This is a genomic window from Acinetobacter sp. TGL-Y2 (assembly GCF_001612555.1).
GTDB lineage: Bacteria > Pseudomonadota > Gammaproteobacteria > Pseudomonadales > Moraxellaceae > Acinetobacter.
The window spans coordinates 1,308,610-1,328,597 of record NZ_CP015110.1 but is presented as its reverse complement, the minus strand read 5'-3'; the positions used below and the strand labels follow the sequence as shown (position 1 = coordinate 1,328,597).

Here is a 19,988-nt window from a genome sequence, read left to right as displayed (position 1 = left end):
CAAGTCAATTTCTTATCCGCGATTCGGTTAAGTACTTTAAAAGATTAAATACCGTCTTTTGCAGCGTTATTTCAAATAAGGATTTGCATTTCATACATTTTAAATAACAAATATCAGTAAAAGGAATTGTTTGTTGTGTGCTTTTTTGCCTAAAATACAGCATTCGTAAATTAGAACCATATTTTTTAGGTAGAGCTGTCGCCATGACCTTTGTTGTCACTGAAAATTGTATTAAATGTAAGTACCAAGACTGTGTTGAAGTTTGTCCAGTTGACTGTTTCTACGAAGGTCCGAACTTTCTTGTAATCAATCCAGATGAATGTATCGATTGCGCACTCTGCGAACCTGAGTGTCCAGCCAATGCAATTTTCTCAGAAGATGAGCTTCCAGAAGGTCAAGAAGTATTTATAGAGTTGAATGCTGAACTTGCTGAAAAATGGCCAAACATCACTCAAATTGGTGATCAACCTGCAGACCGTGAAGAATGGAACGGTAAAGCAGATAAGTTACAATATTTAGAGAAATAATGATGAAAAGATCAGCTTCGGCTGATCTTTTTTATACCGAATTGGTACATTTATTTGCAATTTATGCAAAATCTCTACCATAAATTAGACTAAACTAGATTTCTATTTGATTCAGTACTTAATTTTATAATGAAAGAAATTTTGAAGGGCTTAATTTCGATCAGTGCTATTTCACTGACAGTGATGGCTTGTACATCTTCCCCTCAGAAAGGTCAAACGATCGTTACCCCATCGGGACAACGGATTTATATACCACAAGAAAAAATAACAATTGAACGTCCTGCTCGCCCCAAAGTCATGCCAAATTCATATCGAAACTGGGTATCCATCGGCAATAATCAGTCTCGTGTACGCGACTATGAACGCTATTTAGAACGAAATAATGTCGGCAATATTATTCCGAGTTTTGAGTTATTAAAATCTGCACGTGACTGGCAGCGCTGTGGCAAATCTGAATACATGATTCCAAGCAGTGAAGTTTGGTCGAATCAGTTGCCTACTTTGAAAGTATTCAAATACTTAGTGGCATCCAAAGTACTGACCGATTTTGAAGTCACTTCGGTGTATCGTGATTTACCTTTAAATCAATGTGCGGGCGGTGCAGGTTCTTCGCGTCATTTATTTAATTCTGCCATCGACTTTAGAATTGGACCTGAATATCCGCAAGCACAAGACTATGCTCATATTGAAAATTCAAAGTTCAAACTGTGTCAATTTTGGAAAAATCACGGTCAAAGTCTGAATATGGGTCTAGGTTTATACGCTTCAGGTCAGATCCATATAGATACGCAAGGCTATCGTACTTGGGGGCCAGATTTAACGCGAAACTCCTCACTTTGTAATTACTAATTTCTGTAACTACTAATTTCTGTAATTACTTACCATGAAAAATAGAATAGAGGGCATTTGACCTCTATTTTTTTGTGCATCATTAAAAATTTTGCAGATTCATGCAGGCAAAAATTGCACTCAGATTTGAAACCATTACAATGCAGATAACAAAATTGAGGTGCCCCTGCTATGCAACAACTCTGGTCAGATATCGATGCTTATATCGAGTCCACGCTTATTCCCGAAGACCCTATTCTTATCCAAACTTTAAAAAATACTGAAGATAAAGGTTTTCCTGACCATTTGGCTGTTGCAGCCAATCAAGGCATGCTCCTGCAAATGTTGATTCAAATGAATCAGTGCAAACGTGTGCTTGAACTCGGTACTTTCGCAGCTTATAGCACCATGTGGCTTGCACGCGCTCTTCCTGAAGATGGTTATATCTTGACGATTGAAGGACGTGATACTCACGCAGCCTTGGGGCAAGAAAATATTGATCGTGCAGGATTACCCCAACACATTGAGCTTCAAGTTGGACGTGCTGCAGATATTTTAAAAGCGTTACCTACCGATGTTGAACCTTTTGATTTTATTTTTATTGATGCCGATAAACAAAATTATCCTGAATATTTGGAGTTGTGTCTGAAATACGCTCGCTCGGGCACTATCATCTTCTTAGACAATGTCATTCGCGCAGGAGACATTATCAATCCAGAGAATGTTAAACCAAGTATTGAAGGGATTCGTGAAATGTATCGTTTGATGCAGAATCATCCACGTCTGCTTTCAAGCACTGCACTACAGACCGTAGGAAGCAAAGGTCATGATGGCTTTGCCATGGCCATTGTGAAGTAATTTTAAACGGCGCCATATCATCGCAAACAGATAATGACACAAAAGCCTCAATCCTTTTCCAACAAGATTGAGGCTTTTGAATGATTGTCGATTTAACAACCTATTTCACATAAAAACTTATCCCCGATTCCTGTTTGTATATCTGTGGATAAGTTTTAAATATTTGAATAAGTGACTGATTATAAAATAAAATAAACACAAGATTATAAAATAAACAGTGAGATATTTTGTTGTTATTGTCATCTAGACAATATCATAAATACCTATTCAATCAAGCTTTAATCTGTGTATTTTCAACGCAAAACTGGTTGCATTATCAACCTGAGCTTGACGGTTTATTTTGCGACCAATAGCGGTACAGTTGAATTTCGGAAAATATTGGTGGTGATACTACCCAAGAAGAATTGTTTCACTTTACTTCTGCTATACGCACCCAACACAATCAACTGAATTTGGTGCTGCTGTTGATAATCTAAAATATTTTCGGCCACATCACCGTAACGATATTCAACCACGACATCCACGCCTGCCTCTTTAAGAAATTGAGAAGGTGTATTTAAAACCTCTGGATGATCACCCACATACAATAAATGACATTGTAGTAATCTTAACAAATCACTTTTCGCAACGCGATGCATCATCTCTTTACAGGTTGGAGAATCTTCATAAGCGAAAATAAAACGCGTAGGTGGTTTGAAGGTTTCACCCACCGTCATTACGGTACATTTTGCACCTCGGATGAAATTTTCAACATTACTGCCCAAACTTTTATTCTTTTCTGCCGAGCGCTCACCCACTCGACCAATTAGGGCGATATCATTTTCATGAACAATATTAAAACTTTGTTCTAAAAAATCCCCTTTTTCTTGAATTTGTATCGCGGTAATGCCGTATTTCTCTTGGATTAAATCTGAAATATGGGTCAATAGGTTATTGCTATAATCTAATGCAAGTTCACTTTGTTTTTGTTCCAGTTCAGCCAATTCTTTAAGTAACATGGCATTACTTTCAAAACCAATCACTCCGCTAATTTCACCTAGATGATAACTCGCAGGATAATAGTCCAGTACTTGAAGCAGTACCAATTCCCGTTTTGTTTGCTGTGCAATCCAAGCTGCTGCTTCTGCAACGGCATTGATGCAAGGGGAAGAATCTATACAGGCGATCACACGGTTCATATTAACCTCGCTTTAACATTCAGCTAAACCAGTTGTTCTTTTTAAACTAGCATAAGTTTTTTATTTTTTAAGCTTTTTTGTGTAAATTTTAGCGTAGACATAGCGTATAACATGATTAAAATTAAAATCATGACTTATTCGCGGTAGCGAATTCTTTGCGCTGGATTACCCACCACCACTTCACGTTCTGCCACATCTTTGGTAACCATACTGTTCATGCCAACAATTGCCCGATCGGCGATTTTCACGCCGTCTTTAATCCCTACATGCGCGCCTAACCACACATCTTGTCCAATTTCGATGCCTTGTGAACGTACAGCTTGTTTATAAATTGGCTCAGCCAAATCCATACCATGATCGAAAGCATATAGATGGCAATACGCTGCGATGCGCACCTGATCATGTAATTTAATGCCTGCACGGCCACCATCTAAAATACAGTGATGATTAATGGCAACTTCACAACCAATATCTAAAGGCCCGTGAAGCGTACAATCCGCTGCAATAAAGGTATTGTCCCCAATAATAATTTTACGACCCGGTTCTGCAAAAATATGCGCTAGAGGTGAAATGAAACAATTCTCACCAATCTCGACCGTTTCCATCTCCATCAAATAGGCTTGATAGTCTTGTTGCCATGCCTCGGCCCATGCTCTGTGTTTAGGTTTGAGCGTCCAGTATAACCACGGCATATAGTTGAGACGATGTTTATGTTGCTCGCGATATTTAAGCAGAGGGTCTAAATCAGTCATGCTCTATGTCTACTCTTTTGAGATTTACGCGCCCTCGGGTGACGTCTTGAACTTTAAGCCTTAGGGGTTCAATTTGATGAATCTGGAGTTTGGCTTGAACATGCACACCTTCTGCGGTGTATGCTTCAACATATTCGATATCATTGAATTTGAGTTCATATTGAAAAATCGACCATTCATTGAATAGACAATCGAATACGACTTCACATTTCTCAATTAATTCGATCTTTTCTGCCAGCAGTAGACACTGACCTGCACAGCCGCCATAGGCGCGAACCAGACCGCCTGTGCCGAGTTTAACGCCGCCATACCAACGATTGATCAGCACAATCACATTGCTCAGATCATTGCCTTCGATAGTCGCCAAGATGGGCCGTCCTGCCGTACCTGAAGGTTCACCATCATCATTAAAACGTACATTGTGCCCAATTTTCCACGCCCAGCACTGATGTGTCGTCGAAATGTCCAAATGTCGACTTAAAAAATCTTTGACCTGTTGTTCATTTTCAACAGGTACAGCGATGGCTTGAAAGCGACTTTTTTTAATCTCTTCTTCAAAGAACGTTTCAGAAGCAAGGGTAAAAGGCATAGAGCTGTAGGATTCAAACTGATTCAGGAGTGCAGTGATTATAACGATTATCTATTTCTTTAAAGAAAAATCTCCAACGAATTGGAGATTTTTTGTTTGAAATAAAGTTTATCTTTAGAAAATCATTTGATTATTTTGTAATAGCTGATCAAGCGTCAGATCTTTAGCATCTAAAGTCAGCAAGTGCGTAAACTCGAACTCATCTTTGATCACCTGATTATTTTAATCATAGGATTGACCATCCCGATCTATGAAAATGACTGTGTTTCCATCTACAGTTTCAACCGAGACAAAGTCCTTGAGCATCGCATTCGAACCTTGTGTCAGTAACGCAGAGATATCGATTTTGTCGGTATCACCAAAATCTCTCCATACATCTGAGCCATTACCACCTGTTGCATCTTGATCACTAAGCAAGTTAAAGATCAGTGTGTCTGAACCTTCCAATAAAAAGTAAACGTCATCTGCTGAACCACTCTCCACCATATCATCTTTGCTTGAACCCATGACATTTTGACTGACATTAATTTCTAATGTAGATTTATCACTGTCTCCGGTCGGGGAAATCAATTCATAGACAAAAATTTCTTTGCCACCACCTTGACCATTTGCTTGATAACTGTATTGCCCATCTGATTTCACAGTCAATACACCATACTGACCCGTGACCGTAATTTCAGTATCGGTTTTGCTAGCATCCAGTACCACCATCTTATTGTTGATTTTAATAATGGTATGGTTGATGAGATCTTGATTAATCAGATCATTGCTGAGTAAATTTCCGCCAATGGTCTGATCCTCAGAACTTGGATCATTGACCCACTGACAAGCGTACCTTGGAGTTGACCTGCATAATCATCCACATCATTATAATCGTAGACCGTCATATGATCTGCAGTCAGTGTATTTCCTCCAATCACACTCACACCATTGGTGATTAAGTAGGCAACATAGTCGCCTTCTGAAAACATGATTTGCTCGGGTTTGTTATAAATTCTACCCAATGGAATAATTAGGGTACATATTTAATAACTTCTTAATTATCAACTTTTTTTGATATACGTCTGTATTTTTATCACAAAAAAGCCCAAACATAAATTATGATTGGGCTTTTGAAGCAGCTATTAAATTTCTATCGTTCTCTTAAAGCTTCTTTGGCTTTGTTGAATGGTTTTAACAGGTATTCAACAATAGTTTTTTCACCAGTTTTAATGTCAACAGATGAAACCATACCCGGTGTAATCGCAAATGCCTTACCCGCCTTGTTGTAAAGCTTATCGGAATCTGTACGAATATAGACACGGTAATAGAACTGATCTTGCTTGACTTCATCACGTAAAGTATCTGGCGAAATAATGGTCACCTTACCTTTTAAGCCACCATAGATTGAATAATCATAGGCCGTGATTTTCACCAAAGCTTCTTGACCTGGATGAATAAATGCAATATCACGCGGTGAAATACGCGCCTCAATCAGTAATTGCTCATCTAGCGGTACAATCGTCATCAATTTACCATTTTGTGGAATCACACCACCTAAAGTCATCACATCAATTTCTTTCACAATACCGCGTACAGGCGCTTTAAACACGGTACGGTTTAAGCTATCAGACTTGCCTTTAATCACTTGTTGCTGTGTTTCAATATCGGTATTGGCCTTCGACAATTCTTCACGTGCTTGAACATAGTACTGGTTACGAACATCATTGATTTGATTCGTCAAATCGTTGGCTTGGCGCTTTAAACGCAGCACTTCTACTTCGCTGGCTGCACCTTTCGCCACCAATGGTTCAGTCATTCTCAGTTCTTGCTCAACCAAAGCCTTTGCCTGCTTTAAACCCGCAATGGATTCTTCCATATTGGCACGACGCGATTGATACAACTGAGTTTCTTCACGCACCAGTTTAGATTCACTTAAAACACCCTCAGGGAACGCAATTGCCCCCCCATTCACTTCTGCCCGTAAACGCGCCGCAGTAGCCTGAGATGAGGTTAACAGCGATGTGGACTCACCCACGTTGGATGCAAAACGAGTCGGATCAAGCTGTGCCAAAATTTGACCTTTTTGCACAATATCACCTTCTTTCACATTAAGTTTGGTCAAAATACCGCCCTCAAGGGATTGAATGACTTGTTCTTTCGAGGTCGGTACAACTTTACCCGTACCGTTTGAGACTTCCTCAAGCTTAAAAACCCAAGCCCAGATCAACAGCACCAATAAACCAATGCCCACAATCCAAATGGTCACACTCACCTTAGGTAAAGGCGGTTCTAACTGAGAAACTTTCAGTGAACGTTGTTGTCTTACATCATCGCTCATGATCTATCTCCTGTGTTAGATTGCGACTGCTGGGCAGTGTTATTGAGAATCTGATCGCGTGGACCATCCATCACCACACGTCCTTCATTGACCACAATAATACGATCAACCAACTCTAAAACTGCACGGCGATGTGTCGCCACAATTAAAGTACGATGACCCAGCCAAACTTTCATATGGTCAATCAATTGCTTCTCGGACACATCATCAATCGACGCCGTCGGCTCATCGAGTAAAAGAATATTCGGCTGACAAATGAGTAATCGTGAAAGTAATAGCGCTTGTCGCTGACCACCCGAGAACCCAACACCACCTTCAAGAATAATATGATCTAAACCTTCTTTTTTCTCTTGAATGAAGTTCAGTGCACCTGTCACTGCCAATGCTTTAAGTAAGTCTTCATCGGTTGCAAGCGGCGCACCGAGTGTTAAGTTTTCACGTACCGTACCAAAAAACAAATGTGCATTTTGATTGAGCAGACCGACATCACGGCGTACATCAGAGGGGTCAAGTAAGGTGATATCAATATCATCGAGTTTGACTTTACCCTGCACTGCAGTTTGCATGCCTGAAAGTAGTTGTAGAATGGTTGACTTACCTGCGCCATTACGACCTAAAATAGCGATTTTCTCACCTGGATTAATCACCAGTTTTGGAATAACCACGCTTGGCTTCGGATCATCTTCACCGTATTTAAACACCACACCCGTGAGTTCAAATTGACCATTCAACACCGAACGTTGAATCAATTGGGTACGCTCTGGATGATCGACTTTTTTCGCCATCAATTCATCCAAACCCTCTTTAGCAGTCTTGGCTTGTTGGTAACGACCCATCACCCCTGTAATTTGTGCAATAGGAGCCAACATACGAGAAGATAAAATTGAACATGCCACCAAAGCACCTGTGGTCATATCACCTTTCATCACCGCAAAACAGCCCACCAAAACCACAATCGCAAAGGTTAAGCCTTGCAATTTCTGCGTCCAAAGACCTAAAACTCCCACAATTTTACGTTGCTTCATGCTAATGGTCGCTGAAACATCGTTCATGTGATTCCATTGGTTTTGAAAGCGTGACTCAGCACGTAACAACTTAATGTCTTCAATGCCTTGTACAGCTTCAACCAAAATCGCATTACGAATGGAGGATTCGCGCATACCTTCTTTGGCCAGTTGGGCCAATTTTTTTTGTGCCAATAGTCCTGGAATAATCATCAGCGGGACGACCACCAAAATGACCCAGAATAAATTACCACCAATCAGCCAAAAAATACCGAGGAACAAGAAGAAGAACGGCAAATCTGCAAATGCAGTAATAGTGGTCGAAGTGACCAATTCACGTACACCCTCAAGTTCCCGCACTTGCGAGATAAAGGTGCCCGTGGATTTAGAACGCTCACTGTTTTTAATCCGCAGTGCATGCCCAAAAACTTTATCGGAAATACGTAAATCTGCACGTTTACCAATCATGTCAGACAAAATTAACCGCGCGTATTTGAGTGCAAACTCAAAGATTGCCGCGATTAATACGCCACCGGCGAGCACCCATAAAGTCGGAATCGATTGAGCTGGAATGACACGGTCATAGACATTCATAGAGAATACAATGGTCGCCAATGCCAAGATATTTGCCAGCATCGAAGCGAACATAATATCGATATAACGTTTCCAGTCTTTGAGTACAATGTCCCAAAACCAGTTTTTCTCATAGGGTTTGATGTATTCATCAATTCGGGCATCAGGTACTGAGGTTTCAGGACGTAGGATATATACACTGTCAATCTCTTGTGCCAAGGTTTCCGCGGAAAAGGTTTGTGCAAGACCTTCATCACCGCTTAACTGAACACTGACATTGCCCTCAGAATCTGCTTTATCTATAACCCCAACTTGCCCGTCTTTAAAGCCCACCAAGACCGGTAAGCGCCAAGGATTTAAAATATCTTGTTTAAATTCGACTTTTCGTAAATGCAAACCCACCTGACGCGTCATAATCGCCAGCACGTCATCGGTACTTTGATTTTGATTCCAATTCAGTTCTAAACGTATTCTTTCTGCCGAAGCCTCAATACGGTAATGTCTTGCTACAGTTAAAACGCCCTGTAACCATGGCTGATAATTTATTCTTTTATTCATGGTTGTATCTCTACCCCTTGAATGGTGAGGTTATTAAGCTGATAGACATCACGGGTCTTACCTGCAGCGGCAACATATTGCACCAAATTTTCATAAATATCGTATCTTGCTGTTTCTATTTGTGAGTTCGCACTGTGAATGGCTTGTTCAGCATTTAACAAGTCAACAGCTGTACGCGTACCCAATTTATATTGTTCTTGATAAAGTTCTTTGGTTCTCACCGTTGTGGCTTGCTGCGCCACCAAGACTTGCATTTGACGCTGTTTATTTTCAATCTGCTCTTGTGACAAACGTATTTGATCAAGGGTCTCTAAATACACCGCATTAATACGCGCTTTGGCTGCTTCTTCGGCATAACTTGCCGCACGGGTCTGCGATGCCACGGCTCCACCTTGATAAAAATTACTGCTGGCTTCAAACATAATGGAACTGTCTGTGCCATCATCTTTATCGTTATTTGGATTACGACCATTGACCGCTTGGCTGAGTGTACCTTTAACATTGATAGTCGGATAACGGCTCAGTTGCGTTTGCTTCTTTTCAGAAGCTGCGATATCTGCTTGTGCTTTGGCCAACATCATTTGTGGAATTTGATTAAATTGCGGATCGCTATAAATATTAGATCGTGCAATCAGGCTCTCTGGAATTTCCCATTCTAAAGTAGACACTTCAGCACCCAGTAAAGTGCGCAGACGCTGCCTATACAGGCTTAATTGGGTTTCTTGAACAATTAAATTAGACTGCGCAGATTCTAAATAAGACTGGGCTTGAATCGGATCGGCTTGACTACTGATACCCGCCTTTGCTCTGAGATTGGCAATTTCAGCGATACGCGAAATCCCTTTAATTTGCTCACGCGCAATTCGGGTAATCTCTTGATAACGTTTAATGTTCACAATGGAGCTTGCTACTTGCAGCGCAATATCATCAATAGACACTAACAGCTGTGCCTGAGAAGCCATGAGCTTGGCTTCTTGGGTATTAATGCCACTTTTCACTTTACCAAAATCAAAAAGCATTTGCGTTGCATTTAGATTAAATAACTGACGTCCACGCTCACCTGAAGTCATATCTCCCGTCGATAATCCAGCATTTAGCTGCGGATAATAACCAGCACGCGCAACATCAATATTGGCATTTTGAGATGCCAATGAAGAAACACTTTGACTAATATCAGGATGTCGAGAAACAGCCAGTTGAACCGCCTCATCTAAACTTAATCCTGTGGCATTCATGGGGCGATTTACTGGAATATTTCCTGCTGATTGACTCGAAATAATGGGCAAAGATTGAATTTGATTAGGTGAATATTCGAAGTTACTCAACTCATTAAGTTGAATTTTTCGAAATTCATCTGAAGATTTTGGGGTAAATAACCGTTGAACATTGTCTTTAACAGCACCAAGATTAACTTTAGATTGTTCAGCATAGGCAGGAAACGAATACAAACTGAAAATAATCAGCGTTACACTCCCCATTTCTTTATGATTTATTTTATTTCTAGCCACATGGATTCTCTTTATTAAGCAATTTGAGACTTTCATCACAAAATTCACTTTATTTTACATATCTTTATATTATTATTAAACACATTATTAAATTAAAGTCCGATTCAATTAATTTAACTTGTAAACACTTATAAAACAATATTATTTTATAAGTGCCACAGTAATTTATTAGACTGTGAAATCATCGCCCAAATAAACACGTCTCACGGTTTCATCTGCTAGTACATCCTCAGGTGTACCTTCGGCAATGACAGCGCCTTCACTTACGATATACGCATGTTCACAAATGGCTAAAGTTTCGCGCACATTATGGTCCGTGATTAAGACCCCAATACCCCGCTCCTTCAAAGAACGAATAATATCTTTAATATCACCTACAGAAATTGGATCGACTCCCGCAAAAGGCTCATCCAATAACATAAATTTAGGATCTGCTGCCAAAGCTCGTGCAATTTCAGCACGGCGACGTTCACCACCCGACACGCTCATGCCCAGTGAATCTTTAATATGCGTGATTTTAAAGTCTTCAAGCAACTCTTTAAGACGCTCACTGCGCTGCTGCTTATTCAAATCTTTGCGGGTTTCTAAGATCGCCATAATGTTATCTGCAATACTCAATTTACGAAAAATTGAGGCTTCTTGCGGTAAGTAACCAATACCTTGGCGTGCGCGTTGATGCATAGCCAAATCTGAAATATCCAGATCATCTAAATGGATTTCGCCTTTATCCATTTGCACCAAACCCACCACCATGTAGAAACTGGTGGTTTTACCTGCACCATTGGGACCCAAAAGCCCCACAATTTGACCGCTGTGCATACTAAAAGAGACGTCTTTTACCACCCAACGCTTACTGTATACTTTGGCCAAATGCTTAATGGTCAGGGTCTGAACTGGCTTACTTGATACTTGCATTAATCACGTACTCCACCGAATGATTTAGATGAAGAGGGTGGAATAATGATTTGCACGCGACCTTTTGAAGCGCCCGAACCACCGCCTGATACTTCAATATCGCCTTTATTCATGCTGTATTTTAAAGAATTACCACGAATACTCGCACCATCTTGATAAAGATAGGCATTGCCAGTCAAATTCAAAATACCAGATTCCGCGTTATAAACAATTTTTTGTGCTTCACCGCGCGCAATACCGCGATTAGTCTCGAGCTGCTGTTGAAACTTCGCGGGAGAGCCTGATGCAGTCACCGTACTGATTTGTTTATTGGCGTTCAGATTTGCCACGATCGAGGCTGCATTTATCTTCATTGAGCCTTGTTCGATAATGACATTGCCTGTGTAAGTGGTAATCCCAGTTTTATCATTGTAGGTTGCGCGGTCTGCTAGCAACGAAATCGGTTGATTTCGATCACTGGGTAGAGCAAAGCTCATTGCTGAAAATGCACACAAACCAAGACCGAAGATTGATGTTTTCAGGAAAGAACGTGTTCGATTTTGAAGTTTAATTTGCTGCATACTTTCCTCGAATATTGCTAAATTCGTATTGACCTTCATTCAAATTTGCTTGTAAACCCTGACTAACAAATTGTGCATTCGGTGCATCTACTGTCACCTGCTTCGTAGTTTCCATAGTACCCAATTTTGGATAACCAATAAGCTCTGTGGTACGAAACACCATTTCGCCTTGTTGACCTAATGTAGTGGCTTTGACATCACCGGTCAGTACAATTTTTTCATTGTCGTCATACCCCAATGCTTTTTGTGCATAAAAAGTTGAATCCACCTGATTATTGTTATACATACTGGCGTTCAAATTTGAAAGCTTTGAGGTTGAGAGCTTCATGTCTTGCTCTAAATCATCGACCGTGGCTTTGACATAGAGTAGCCCTTTTTCATCTGTTTGAAGCAAATGAATACCTTTTGCCGAATATGTCATACTTTGGGCAGAGGCTGCATCCAACTTTTTGCCTTTACCACTATAGTAGTAATAACCACCGCTCATTGCAGCGATGATAATGGCAGCGATATATAAGACTCTAGTATCCATAAATCATCCACTATTTCGATGTAAGAACATACTTAAACGGATTGGGGCGCTGCGACATACTTTTGCAGCAAATCATGATAAACCCCTTTTGACATGAGCAACATGTCGCAAATTTCACGTACAGCCCCACGACCACCATGTGCTTGTGTCACCAGATCTGCTCGACGACGAACTTCAACATGACCATTTGGCACAGTCACCTTCATGCCTGCAATGGCAAATGCAGATAAATCGGGCCAATCATCACCCATATACAAACAATCTTCAGGCGAAATATTCAACTGAGCACAAGCTTCACGTAATGCTGTGCCTTTATCTTCACGACCTTGATACACCAAATCCACGCCTAAATCTGACATGCGTTTGTCAACGATTTGACTTTTTCGCCCCGTAATAATAATGACTTTAATGCCCGCTTGTTGCACCAACTTCATGCCCAAACCATCACGTATGTCAAATGATTTAAGTTCATCACCTGAATTGGTCAATGTCACAAAACCATCACTTAAAATACCATCTACATCTAAAACTAAAGCATCTACATGGCGTGCTTGTTCTAACAATACATAGGATGCCATTGCTTAATTTACCCCTGCTTGAATAAGATCATGCATACTAATCACGCCAATGACCTGTTTCAAATCATTTACGACCACAAATTGATTAATTTTCTTTTCGTTCATCAACTCTAAAGCTTCAACTGCACGTGCTTCTGGGGAAATCGTCAGTGGGTCTTTGACCATCACATCCGCAATTTTTAAATTGACATCAAAACCTTGCTGTTTATCAATTAAACGACGCAAATCACCATCTGTAAAAATACCCAATAACAGATCATTGTCATCCACAATTGTGGTTAAACCTAGACGCTTATTCGAGATTTCATAGAGTACTTTGTTCATTGGTGTATCTGGAGATACTTTTGGCAATTCATGCTGCGTGTGCATTAAGTGTTTAACATGCAGAAGTAATCGCTTACCGAGTGCTCCAGCTGGATGCGACATAGCAAAATCATTTGCAGTAAAGCCGCGTGCATCCAAAAGTGCCACTGCCAAAGCATCACCCAGCGCCAATGTCGCTGTAGTACTGGATGTCGGCGCCAAACCTAAAGGACATGCTTCTTGGATATCACCCAAAGTTAGAGCTACATCCGCATTTTGTGGCATAGGTCCTTTATCGTCACCACTAATGGTAATCAAAGGCACCTTTAAATGTTTGATTAAAGGCATCAGCATCATAATTTCATCACTCTTTCCCGAGTTTGAAATCGCAATGAGTACATCCCCATGCACCAGCATGCCTAGGTCGCCATGTCCAGCTTCACCCGGATGCATAAAGAATGAAGGTGTACCTGTTGAAGAAAAGGTGGCCGCCATTTTACGACCAATATGTCCAGACTTCCCCATACCGGTGACCACAAGTCGACCTTGGCATTGAAGAATGATTTGACAAGCCTTCGAAAATCGATCATCAATTTGCGCAGCCAGCGTTTCAAGCGCCTTTTGCTCTATAGACAATGTTTCCATTGCAACCTTTTGAAAATCGATCTGATTTGGCATATGTTCTGAATTCAATTTCTTAACCTTTACTCAGCGTTCAATGAACTGATGCACATAAATTTGTTATCGAATTTTATCATATCTGATGATTATGCAAGAGGATATTGTCAGAATTTTCACAAAACTGCATAGGTCGAATTGAGGCTTTATTGATGAGTGAGGCTACACCCTAGGCAAATTTGGTCATTTTAAGTCAAAAAAAAGCTCTGATCATTGATCAGAGCTTTTTTAGAATTTGGAGCGGAAAAAGAGACTCGAACTCTCGACCCCAACCTTGGCAAGGTTATGCTCTACCAACTGAGCTATTTCCGCGATAAAATGAATTATAGAGAATTACACAGCAGTGTCAACTCTCTACGATATCGTTTGATTAATTAATCAGCACGTCGCCAAATTGTACCTTGACGTGTATCTTCAAGCACCACACCTTGATCGAGTAAAGATTGACGAATTTCATCTGCTTTAGCAAATTCTTTGGCTTTTTTAGCCTCTACACGCTGTTGAATCAGTGCTTCAATCTCATTACCCGATAAATCTAGGGTGTCTTGACCAATGTCTGACTTTAAGAAATCATCTACATTGTGCTGCACCAAACCTAGAATATCAGTCAAATGACGAAGGGTAGCGTAATAAACCGCAGCTTGTTCAATATTTTGATCTTTGACAGCACGGTTGAGCTCTTTATTAACTTCAAAGAGCACCGCAATGGCTTCTGAGGTATTAAAGTCATCACGCATGGCTGCATTAAAACGCTCGACCAAAGTTTCATCATATACAGCAACAACGTCTGTGCCATAGGTTTGCTGATAGGCTTTAAATGAATGGTAGAAGCGAGACAAGGTATTTTTTGCTTCTTTAAGCGCTGTATCCGAGAAATTCACTGGGCTACGATAATGTGATGACACAATAAAGTAACGAATCACTTCAGGATGGAATTTCTCCATCACATCACGAATGGTGAAGAAGTTGCCAAGTGACTTCGACATTTTTTCACCATCAACATTGATGAAACCCACATGCATCCAATAATTGACATACTGTTCGCCCGTAGATGCTTCCGACTGGGCAATTTCATTTTCATGATGTGGAAAAGTTAAGTCTGATCCGCCACCATGAATATCAAAATGATTCCCCAAGCAGCAGGTCGACATTGCAGAACATTCGATGTGCCAGCCTGGACGACCGTTACCCCAAGGTGAAGCCCATGCCGGCTCATTTTCCTTGGCATGTTTCCAAAGGACGAAGTCAAACGGATGTTTCTTTTGCACTTCCACATCGACACGCTCAGATGCGCCTGCTTGCATGTCTTCGAGCTTACGACCAGATAAGCGACCATACTTAGCAAATTTTTCAACTTCGAAATACACGTCGCCATTGTCAGAGGCATAGGCTGTGCCTTTATTGACAAGCGTACCAATCATACTTTGCATTTGATCAATATAGTCTGTTGCACGTGGTGCTTCGTCTGGGCGCGCACAGCCCAGACTTTCGGCATCATCATTCATGGCTTGAATAAAACGATCCGTCAATGCGGTAATACTTTCGCCATTTTCATGGGCACGTTTAATAATTTTGTCGTCAATATCGGTAATATTACGGACGTATTTAACACTCCAGCCTTGGCTACGTAGAAAACGAATAATATAGTCAAATGCAACCATGACACGCGCATGTCCAATATGACAGTAATCATAGACTGTCATTCCACAGACATACATGTCGATATGACCTTCGACACGTGGCACGAATTCTACTTTTTTACGTTGCTCTGAGTTGTAAAGAACAAATGGTTGCATAGTTTTTCTAAATGCTAAATACAAAGATGGCTCATCTTAACCTAAGCACTATTTTTCATAAAGTTTTCACTTAAAAAATTGGTAGTGCATGAATACGACGTGATAAAAATAATAAGTTATTGATATTAAAATATATAAATGAATTATTACACGTTGGTTTTTAGCACTACCCAAAATTTATGGGTATAAATAATAATCTTTTTCTTTTTTAACTTTAAATTTTCTCTATAAAATAATACAAATATCGATTTAATAAAAAAAACAGCTGGTTATACAAATAACCAACTACTTCCACACAATACAACAGATATACCCGATAAATATCAAAATTAGTAAAACCGGAGTTTACATTATATGACTTATGAATACTTGATCAGGATCAGTTTATACAGAAAACGCGCAAAATTTAATTATTTTAAATATTATCAACAACTTAAATATTATTAGTGATTTCGAAAAATATGATTAAAAAAAATTAAAATAAAAATATTTATTTATGATAATGTGCCACATGTCACAATTTAACTCAAAAAATATTAATTTAATCAAATTAATAATAAAAATAAAGTTTGTTTAATTTAACTTAACATTGAATAATTAACACACAATAAAATCAGTTTCTATTAACCACCATAAAATTGACTGATTTTAATTATCATTTAAAAGGTGTTTATGAAGTCTTTCACTAGTGGCGTACTAACATTTATAGCAATCACTTTCAGTGGATGTGTAAGTACGACATCTATGGGCACTGTAGGCTCTGAACGTAAACAACTCATGATTATTCCAGAATCTGCGTGGAATAAAGCGGCGGATCGCAATTTTAATAAATTTGAGAAAAAAGCCAAAAGTAAATCAGTGTATTTAGTCGACCCTCGCTTAGACAACATCATGGCGCGCTTGATTCCCCATGCGAATGATTACTTAGCCGGCAATAGAAAAAAAATGAATTGGAAAATTAACGGCAATCTCAGTAGCAAACCCAATGCACATTCTTTTCCAAGTGGTCAGATTGTTGTCAACACCGCCATTTATATGTTTGAAAATTTAACCGATGATGAACTGGCAACTCTGATTTCACACGAAATGGCACATGTAATTCGTGGCCATAGTCGTGAGAAAGCATCGATATATGCAGCAACCAACCTAAGTCTTTTGGGTGCAACCATGGGTGCGGGTTATGCATTGGGCTTTGCAAGTGGTTTAAGCGGAAACTATGGTGTGACTCTGCCACATAGTCGCCATCTTGAAGAGGAAGCTGATCTTATTGGGCTAGATTTGATGGTTCGTGCAGGTTTTGACCATAAGTCAACTGTGACCTTCTGGGAGAAATTCGAAGCGAATTTAGTAAAAAAAGAAATTGATTCAAAATCCCCCACCTTTTTGTCCAGCCATCCAACCAATGAACAGCGTAAAAATGTGTTGAATCAGTATATTCTAGCCATCGACTCTTATCAAGTTAAATCAACACGTTATTCTGCTAAAAGCTAATTTTTATGCTTGAATAGGTCATATCATCTAGGGATGCTATGACCTTTTTTTGTTTAAGTTTATACTTTCCCTCATTGTAAAAAAAAGCCCCATATCGGGGCTCTTAAGTCATCATTTGTTAAGGATCCACAAAAAGATCGACCATCAATTCATCATCAGATGATTCAACACGGTATTTTTCAAAATCAGTTTCGCCAAATTCACTTAGGATTTCTTCATCTATAAGTAATCTTCCTGTCAAAGCACGATTTTGACTGTTCATAATGGCATAAGCTGCATCTGCCATAATTGCTGGTGTACGCGCTTTACTAAATAACTCACGACCTCCCAATGAAAATTCGATCGCAGCTGTGGCAATTATGGTTCTCGGCCAAAGCGAATTAACACTTATACCATAAGAGGCAAATTCTTGATTCATGCCAATCGTCAGCATACTCATGCCATATTTACTGATCGTGTACGGCGCATGCACAGCAAACCAAGATTCTTTTAAGTTTAATGGAGGGGATAAACTAATAATATGCGGATTGTTGCTTTGCTTTAAATAAGGCAATGCCGCCTGACTACATACCATAACAGCGCGGGTATTGACTTGATACATCAAATCAAATCGATTCGGATCTAAGCTTTCCACCCCGTTTAAATTAATTGCACCTGCATTGTTAATCAAAATATCTATTCCGCCAAAATGATCCGCGGCTTGCTTCATCGCAGCGGCTACAGCAATTTGATCACGAACATCCAACTGAATCGGAAGTGCGCTCCCCCCCTTTTTTTCAATTTCTTCGGCAACAGAGTAAATTGTTCCGCCTAATTTTGGATGTTCTGTTATGGTTTTGGCTGCAATCACAATATTTGCACCATCTTGGGCTGCTTTTAAAGCAATCTCTCGTCCAATGCCGCGACTGGCACCCGTAATAAATATTGTTTTTCCTTTTAGCGACATACTTCCCTCATCTTTTAATTATTCAGCAATGTTCAACACCACTGTACAAAAGAAAGTCTGAAACTCAAAATATGATTTTGAACCCCGAAGTCGCTGAACATCAGATTTTGCTATTTCTTTTTGCACTTTTTTTTGAATCTTGACTATTCATCTACATAAGCCATTTAAATATAACAATTTAACTCAAAATTTTGGTCTTGCAATTTACGCCATTTTTCTATTAAACCAATTTTGCAACAGTCTTTTCTAGATTCAAGACTTATCTATATATGCAATATATGCTTCAATCAAGCTCATAACAATTTGAATAAATAATGCTTTGCACGTCCTTGCTAAGTGATTATTGGAGAACCAAATGAGCCATCCGCATATTTATAATATTCAAGCCATTGAATTTCGTCTAGATTTAAAAGACCCGTTTTTATTCACTGCCCATCATATTGATTATTATCCTGAAGGCAATGATCAATTGGGTCCAAGCAAACCCTCAACTCCAGATAAACCCTATCGTATGTACTACGGTGATGTTGTGCCAGGTTTCCCAGAACACCCCCATACTGGTTTTGAAACCATTACTTTAGTTGAGCGTGGTTATGTGGATCATTTTGACTCGCTAGGCAATAGCGGTCGTTATGCAGCGGGTGACGTGCAATGGCTCAGTACAGGCAATGGTGTTGAACACTGTGAAATGTTCCCACTCTTACATCAAGATCAAGAAAATCCGTTTGAACTGTTTCAAATATGGTTCAACTCATCACCAGATGAAAAAAAACAAGATGCCGACTACAAAATGATGTGGCGTGAGCAGATTCCACACGTGTATGAAACCGACTCAAATGGTTTTAAAGCAGATGTTCGCGTGATCTCAGGTCGCTTCAAACAAACCTATGCGATTTCAAGACCACCACATTCATGGGCAGCAGCACCAGAACATCGCGTCAATATTTATATGATTGACTTAGATCCTAATGCAGAGCTGATTATACCCGCGACCACTTCAACCTCTACACGTTTTGCCTATTTTTATGAAGGCCCTGAACTGTATATAGAAGATCAGCCCATTGAATTTAAGCATTTGGTTGAGCTCAAAGCTGATGTTGAGATTAAGCTCAAAAACACCTCACAACGGGCGAAAATCTTATGGCTTGAAGGTGAACCCATTGGTGCACCTGTTGCGATGCGCGGTCCATTTGTACTGAACTCTGACGAAGAACTAAACACAGCCTTTGCGCGATATCGTAAAACTCATTTTGGACCTTGGCCATGGGACTCTGCTGCACCCGTCTTACCAAGAGAACAAGCTCGCTTTGCCAGCTATAAAAAAGGTCAGGAAATCGAACATCCTGAGTCGCTTTAAGATGTCCTGAGCAGCATTTAATGTTTAAAAAAAAAGCCCGAAGAGGAGTATATTCTTCGGGCTTAGTAAACTTATTCGAGTACAGAATCACTATACATTATTTTAGCAAAATATGAATTATTTTTATTTATTTATTT

20 protein-coding genes and 1 tRNA gene are annotated in these 19,988 nt (G+C 39.8%); 5 read left to right on the top strand and 16 right to left on the bottom strand.

Annotation, left to right across the window (positions count from 1 at the left end; translation table 11 throughout):
• The first annotated feature begins 203 nt into the window (after positions 1 to 203).
• From fdxA to AMD27_RS06160, 3 genes are all read left to right on the top strand, one after another.
• Positions 204 to 527: a ferredoxin FdxA gene (fdxA, locus tag AMD27_RS06170; protein WP_067657771.1), complete on the top strand. Its 324-nt coding sequence runs from the start codon at positions 204 to 206 to the stop codon at positions 525 to 527.
• 129 nt (positions 528 to 656) lie between these two features.
• Complete coding sequence (locus tag AMD27_RS06165) at positions 657 to 1,376, top strand: D-Ala-D-Ala carboxypeptidase family metallohydrolase (protein ID WP_067657769.1); 720 nt, start codon at positions 657 to 659, stop codon at positions 1,374 to 1,376.
• Positions 1,377 to 1,547: 171 nt separating this feature from the next.
• Positions 1,548 to 2,213, top strand: coding sequence for an O-methyltransferase (locus tag AMD27_RS06160; RefSeq protein WP_067657766.1), 666 nt, complete (start codon positions 1,548 to 1,550; stop codon positions 2,211 to 2,213).
• Between the two features lie 335 nt (positions 2,214 to 2,548).
• On the opposite strand, the gene AMD27_RS06155 is transcribed toward AMD27_RS06160, so the two are convergent.
• The 15 genes from AMD27_RS06155 to cysS form a co-directional block, all read right to left on the bottom strand.
• Positions 2,549 to 3,391, bottom strand: a complete 843-nt coding sequence (locus tag AMD27_RS06155; protein WP_067657763.1) for a universal stress protein — start codon at positions 3,389 to 3,391, stop codon at positions 2,549 to 2,551.
• A 134-nt stretch (positions 3,392 to 3,525) separates the two neighbouring features.
• The gene (locus tag AMD27_RS06150) at positions 3,526 to 4,143 is read right to left on the bottom strand and encodes an acyltransferase (protein ID WP_067657760.1); all 618 of its coding nucleotides are present in this window, start codon (positions 4,141 to 4,143) and stop codon (positions 3,526 to 3,528) included.
• Positions 4,136 to 4,732 (bottom strand): IMPACT family protein, encoded by a 597-nt coding sequence (locus AMD27_RS06145; protein WP_067657757.1) that lies wholly within the window; start codon positions 4,730 to 4,732, stop codon positions 4,136 to 4,138. The genes AMD27_RS06150 and AMD27_RS06145 overlap by 8 nt, the downstream gene beginning before the upstream one ends.
• 222 nt (positions 4,733 to 4,954) lie before the next feature.
• Positions 4,955 to 5,443 carry a type I secretion C-terminal target domain-containing protein gene (locus tag AMD27_RS06140; protein ID WP_067657755.1) on the bottom strand — a complete coding sequence of 163 codons (489 nt, stop codon included), beginning with the start codon at positions 5,441 to 5,443 and terminating at the stop codon, positions 4,955 to 4,957.
• A gap of 47 nt (positions 5,444 to 5,490) precedes the next feature.
• Positions 5,491 to 5,703, bottom strand: a complete 213-nt coding sequence (locus tag AMD27_RS06135; protein ID WP_067657752.1) for a hypothetical protein — start codon at positions 5,701 to 5,703, stop codon at positions 5,491 to 5,493.
• A 161-nt stretch (positions 5,704 to 5,864) separates the two neighbouring features.
• On the bottom strand, positions 5,865 to 7,052 hold the full coding sequence (locus AMD27_RS06130) for an HlyD family type I secretion periplasmic adaptor subunit (RefSeq protein WP_067657749.1): 1,188 nt from the start codon (positions 7,050 to 7,052) through the stop codon (positions 5,865 to 5,867).
• Entirely contained in the window at positions 7,049 to 9,187 is a 2,139-nt protein-coding gene (locus AMD27_RS06125) for a type I secretion system permease/ATPase (RefSeq protein ID WP_067657746.1), read from the bottom strand. Before AMD27_RS06125 ends, AMD27_RS06130 begins: the two co-directional genes overlap by 4 nt.
• Positions 9,184 to 10,665 (bottom strand): TolC family protein, encoded by a 1,482-nt coding sequence (locus AMD27_RS06120; RefSeq protein ID WP_081405934.1) that lies wholly within the window; start codon positions 10,663 to 10,665, stop codon positions 9,184 to 9,186. The genes AMD27_RS06125 and AMD27_RS06120 overlap by 4 nt, the downstream gene beginning before the upstream one ends.
• 198 nt (positions 10,666 to 10,863) lie before the next feature.
• Entirely contained in the window at positions 10,864 to 11,610 is a 747-nt protein-coding gene (gene lptB / locus AMD27_RS06115; RefSeq protein WP_067657740.1) for an LPS export ABC transporter ATP-binding protein, read from the bottom strand.
• Positions 11,610 to 12,170 (bottom strand): lipopolysaccharide transport periplasmic protein LptA, encoded by a 561-nt coding sequence (gene lptA, locus AMD27_RS06110; RefSeq protein ID WP_067657737.1) that lies wholly within the window; start codon positions 12,168 to 12,170, stop codon positions 11,610 to 11,612. The genes lptB and lptA overlap by 1 nt, the downstream gene beginning before the upstream one ends.
• On the bottom strand, positions 12,157 to 12,702 hold the full coding sequence (gene lptC / locus AMD27_RS06105; RefSeq protein WP_067657734.1) for an LPS export ABC transporter periplasmic protein LptC: 546 nt from the start codon (positions 12,700 to 12,702) through the stop codon (positions 12,157 to 12,159). The genes lptA and lptC overlap by 14 nt, the downstream gene beginning before the upstream one ends.
• 32 nt (positions 12,703 to 12,734) lie before the next feature.
• Complete coding sequence (locus AMD27_RS06100; protein WP_067657732.1) at positions 12,735 to 13,280, bottom strand: KdsC family phosphatase; 546 nt, start codon at positions 13,278 to 13,280, stop codon at positions 12,735 to 12,737.
• A gap of 3 nt (positions 13,281 to 13,283) precedes the next feature.
• Complete coding sequence (locus AMD27_RS06095; protein ID WP_067657729.1) at positions 13,284 to 14,261, bottom strand: KpsF/GutQ family sugar-phosphate isomerase; 978 nt, start codon at positions 14,259 to 14,261, stop codon at positions 13,284 to 13,286.
• A gap of 236 nt (positions 14,262 to 14,497) precedes the next feature.
• Positions 14,498 to 14,573 (bottom strand) — tRNA-Gly (locus AMD27_RS06090).
• Positions 14,574 to 14,635: 62 nt separating this feature from the next.
• Entirely contained in the window at positions 14,636 to 16,057 is a 1,422-nt protein-coding gene (cysS, locus tag AMD27_RS06085; protein WP_067657726.1) for a cysteine--tRNA ligase, read from the bottom strand.
• A 744-nt stretch (positions 16,058 to 16,801) separates the two neighbouring features.
• On the opposite strand from cysS, the gene AMD27_RS06080 reads away from it, so the two are divergent.
• Positions 16,802 to 17,548, top strand: coding sequence for a M48 family metallopeptidase (locus AMD27_RS06080; protein ID WP_067657723.1), 747 nt, complete (start codon positions 16,802 to 16,804; stop codon positions 17,546 to 17,548).
• 118 nt (positions 17,549 to 17,666) lie between these two features.
• Here the strand turns inward: AMD27_RS06080 and AMD27_RS06075 are convergent, their stop codons facing one another.
• Positions 17,667 to 18,494, bottom strand: coding sequence for an SDR family oxidoreductase (locus AMD27_RS06075; RefSeq protein ID WP_067657721.1), 828 nt, complete (start codon positions 18,492 to 18,494; stop codon positions 17,667 to 17,669).
• Between the two features lie 355 nt (positions 18,495 to 18,849).
• Between AMD27_RS06075 and AMD27_RS06070 the strand changes: the two genes are divergently transcribed.
• Positions 18,850 to 19,851, top strand: a complete 1,002-nt coding sequence (locus AMD27_RS06070) for a pirin family protein (RefSeq protein ID WP_067657718.1) — start codon at positions 18,850 to 18,852, stop codon at positions 19,849 to 19,851.
• The last annotated feature ends 137 nt before the right edge of the window (positions 19,852 to 19,988 follow it).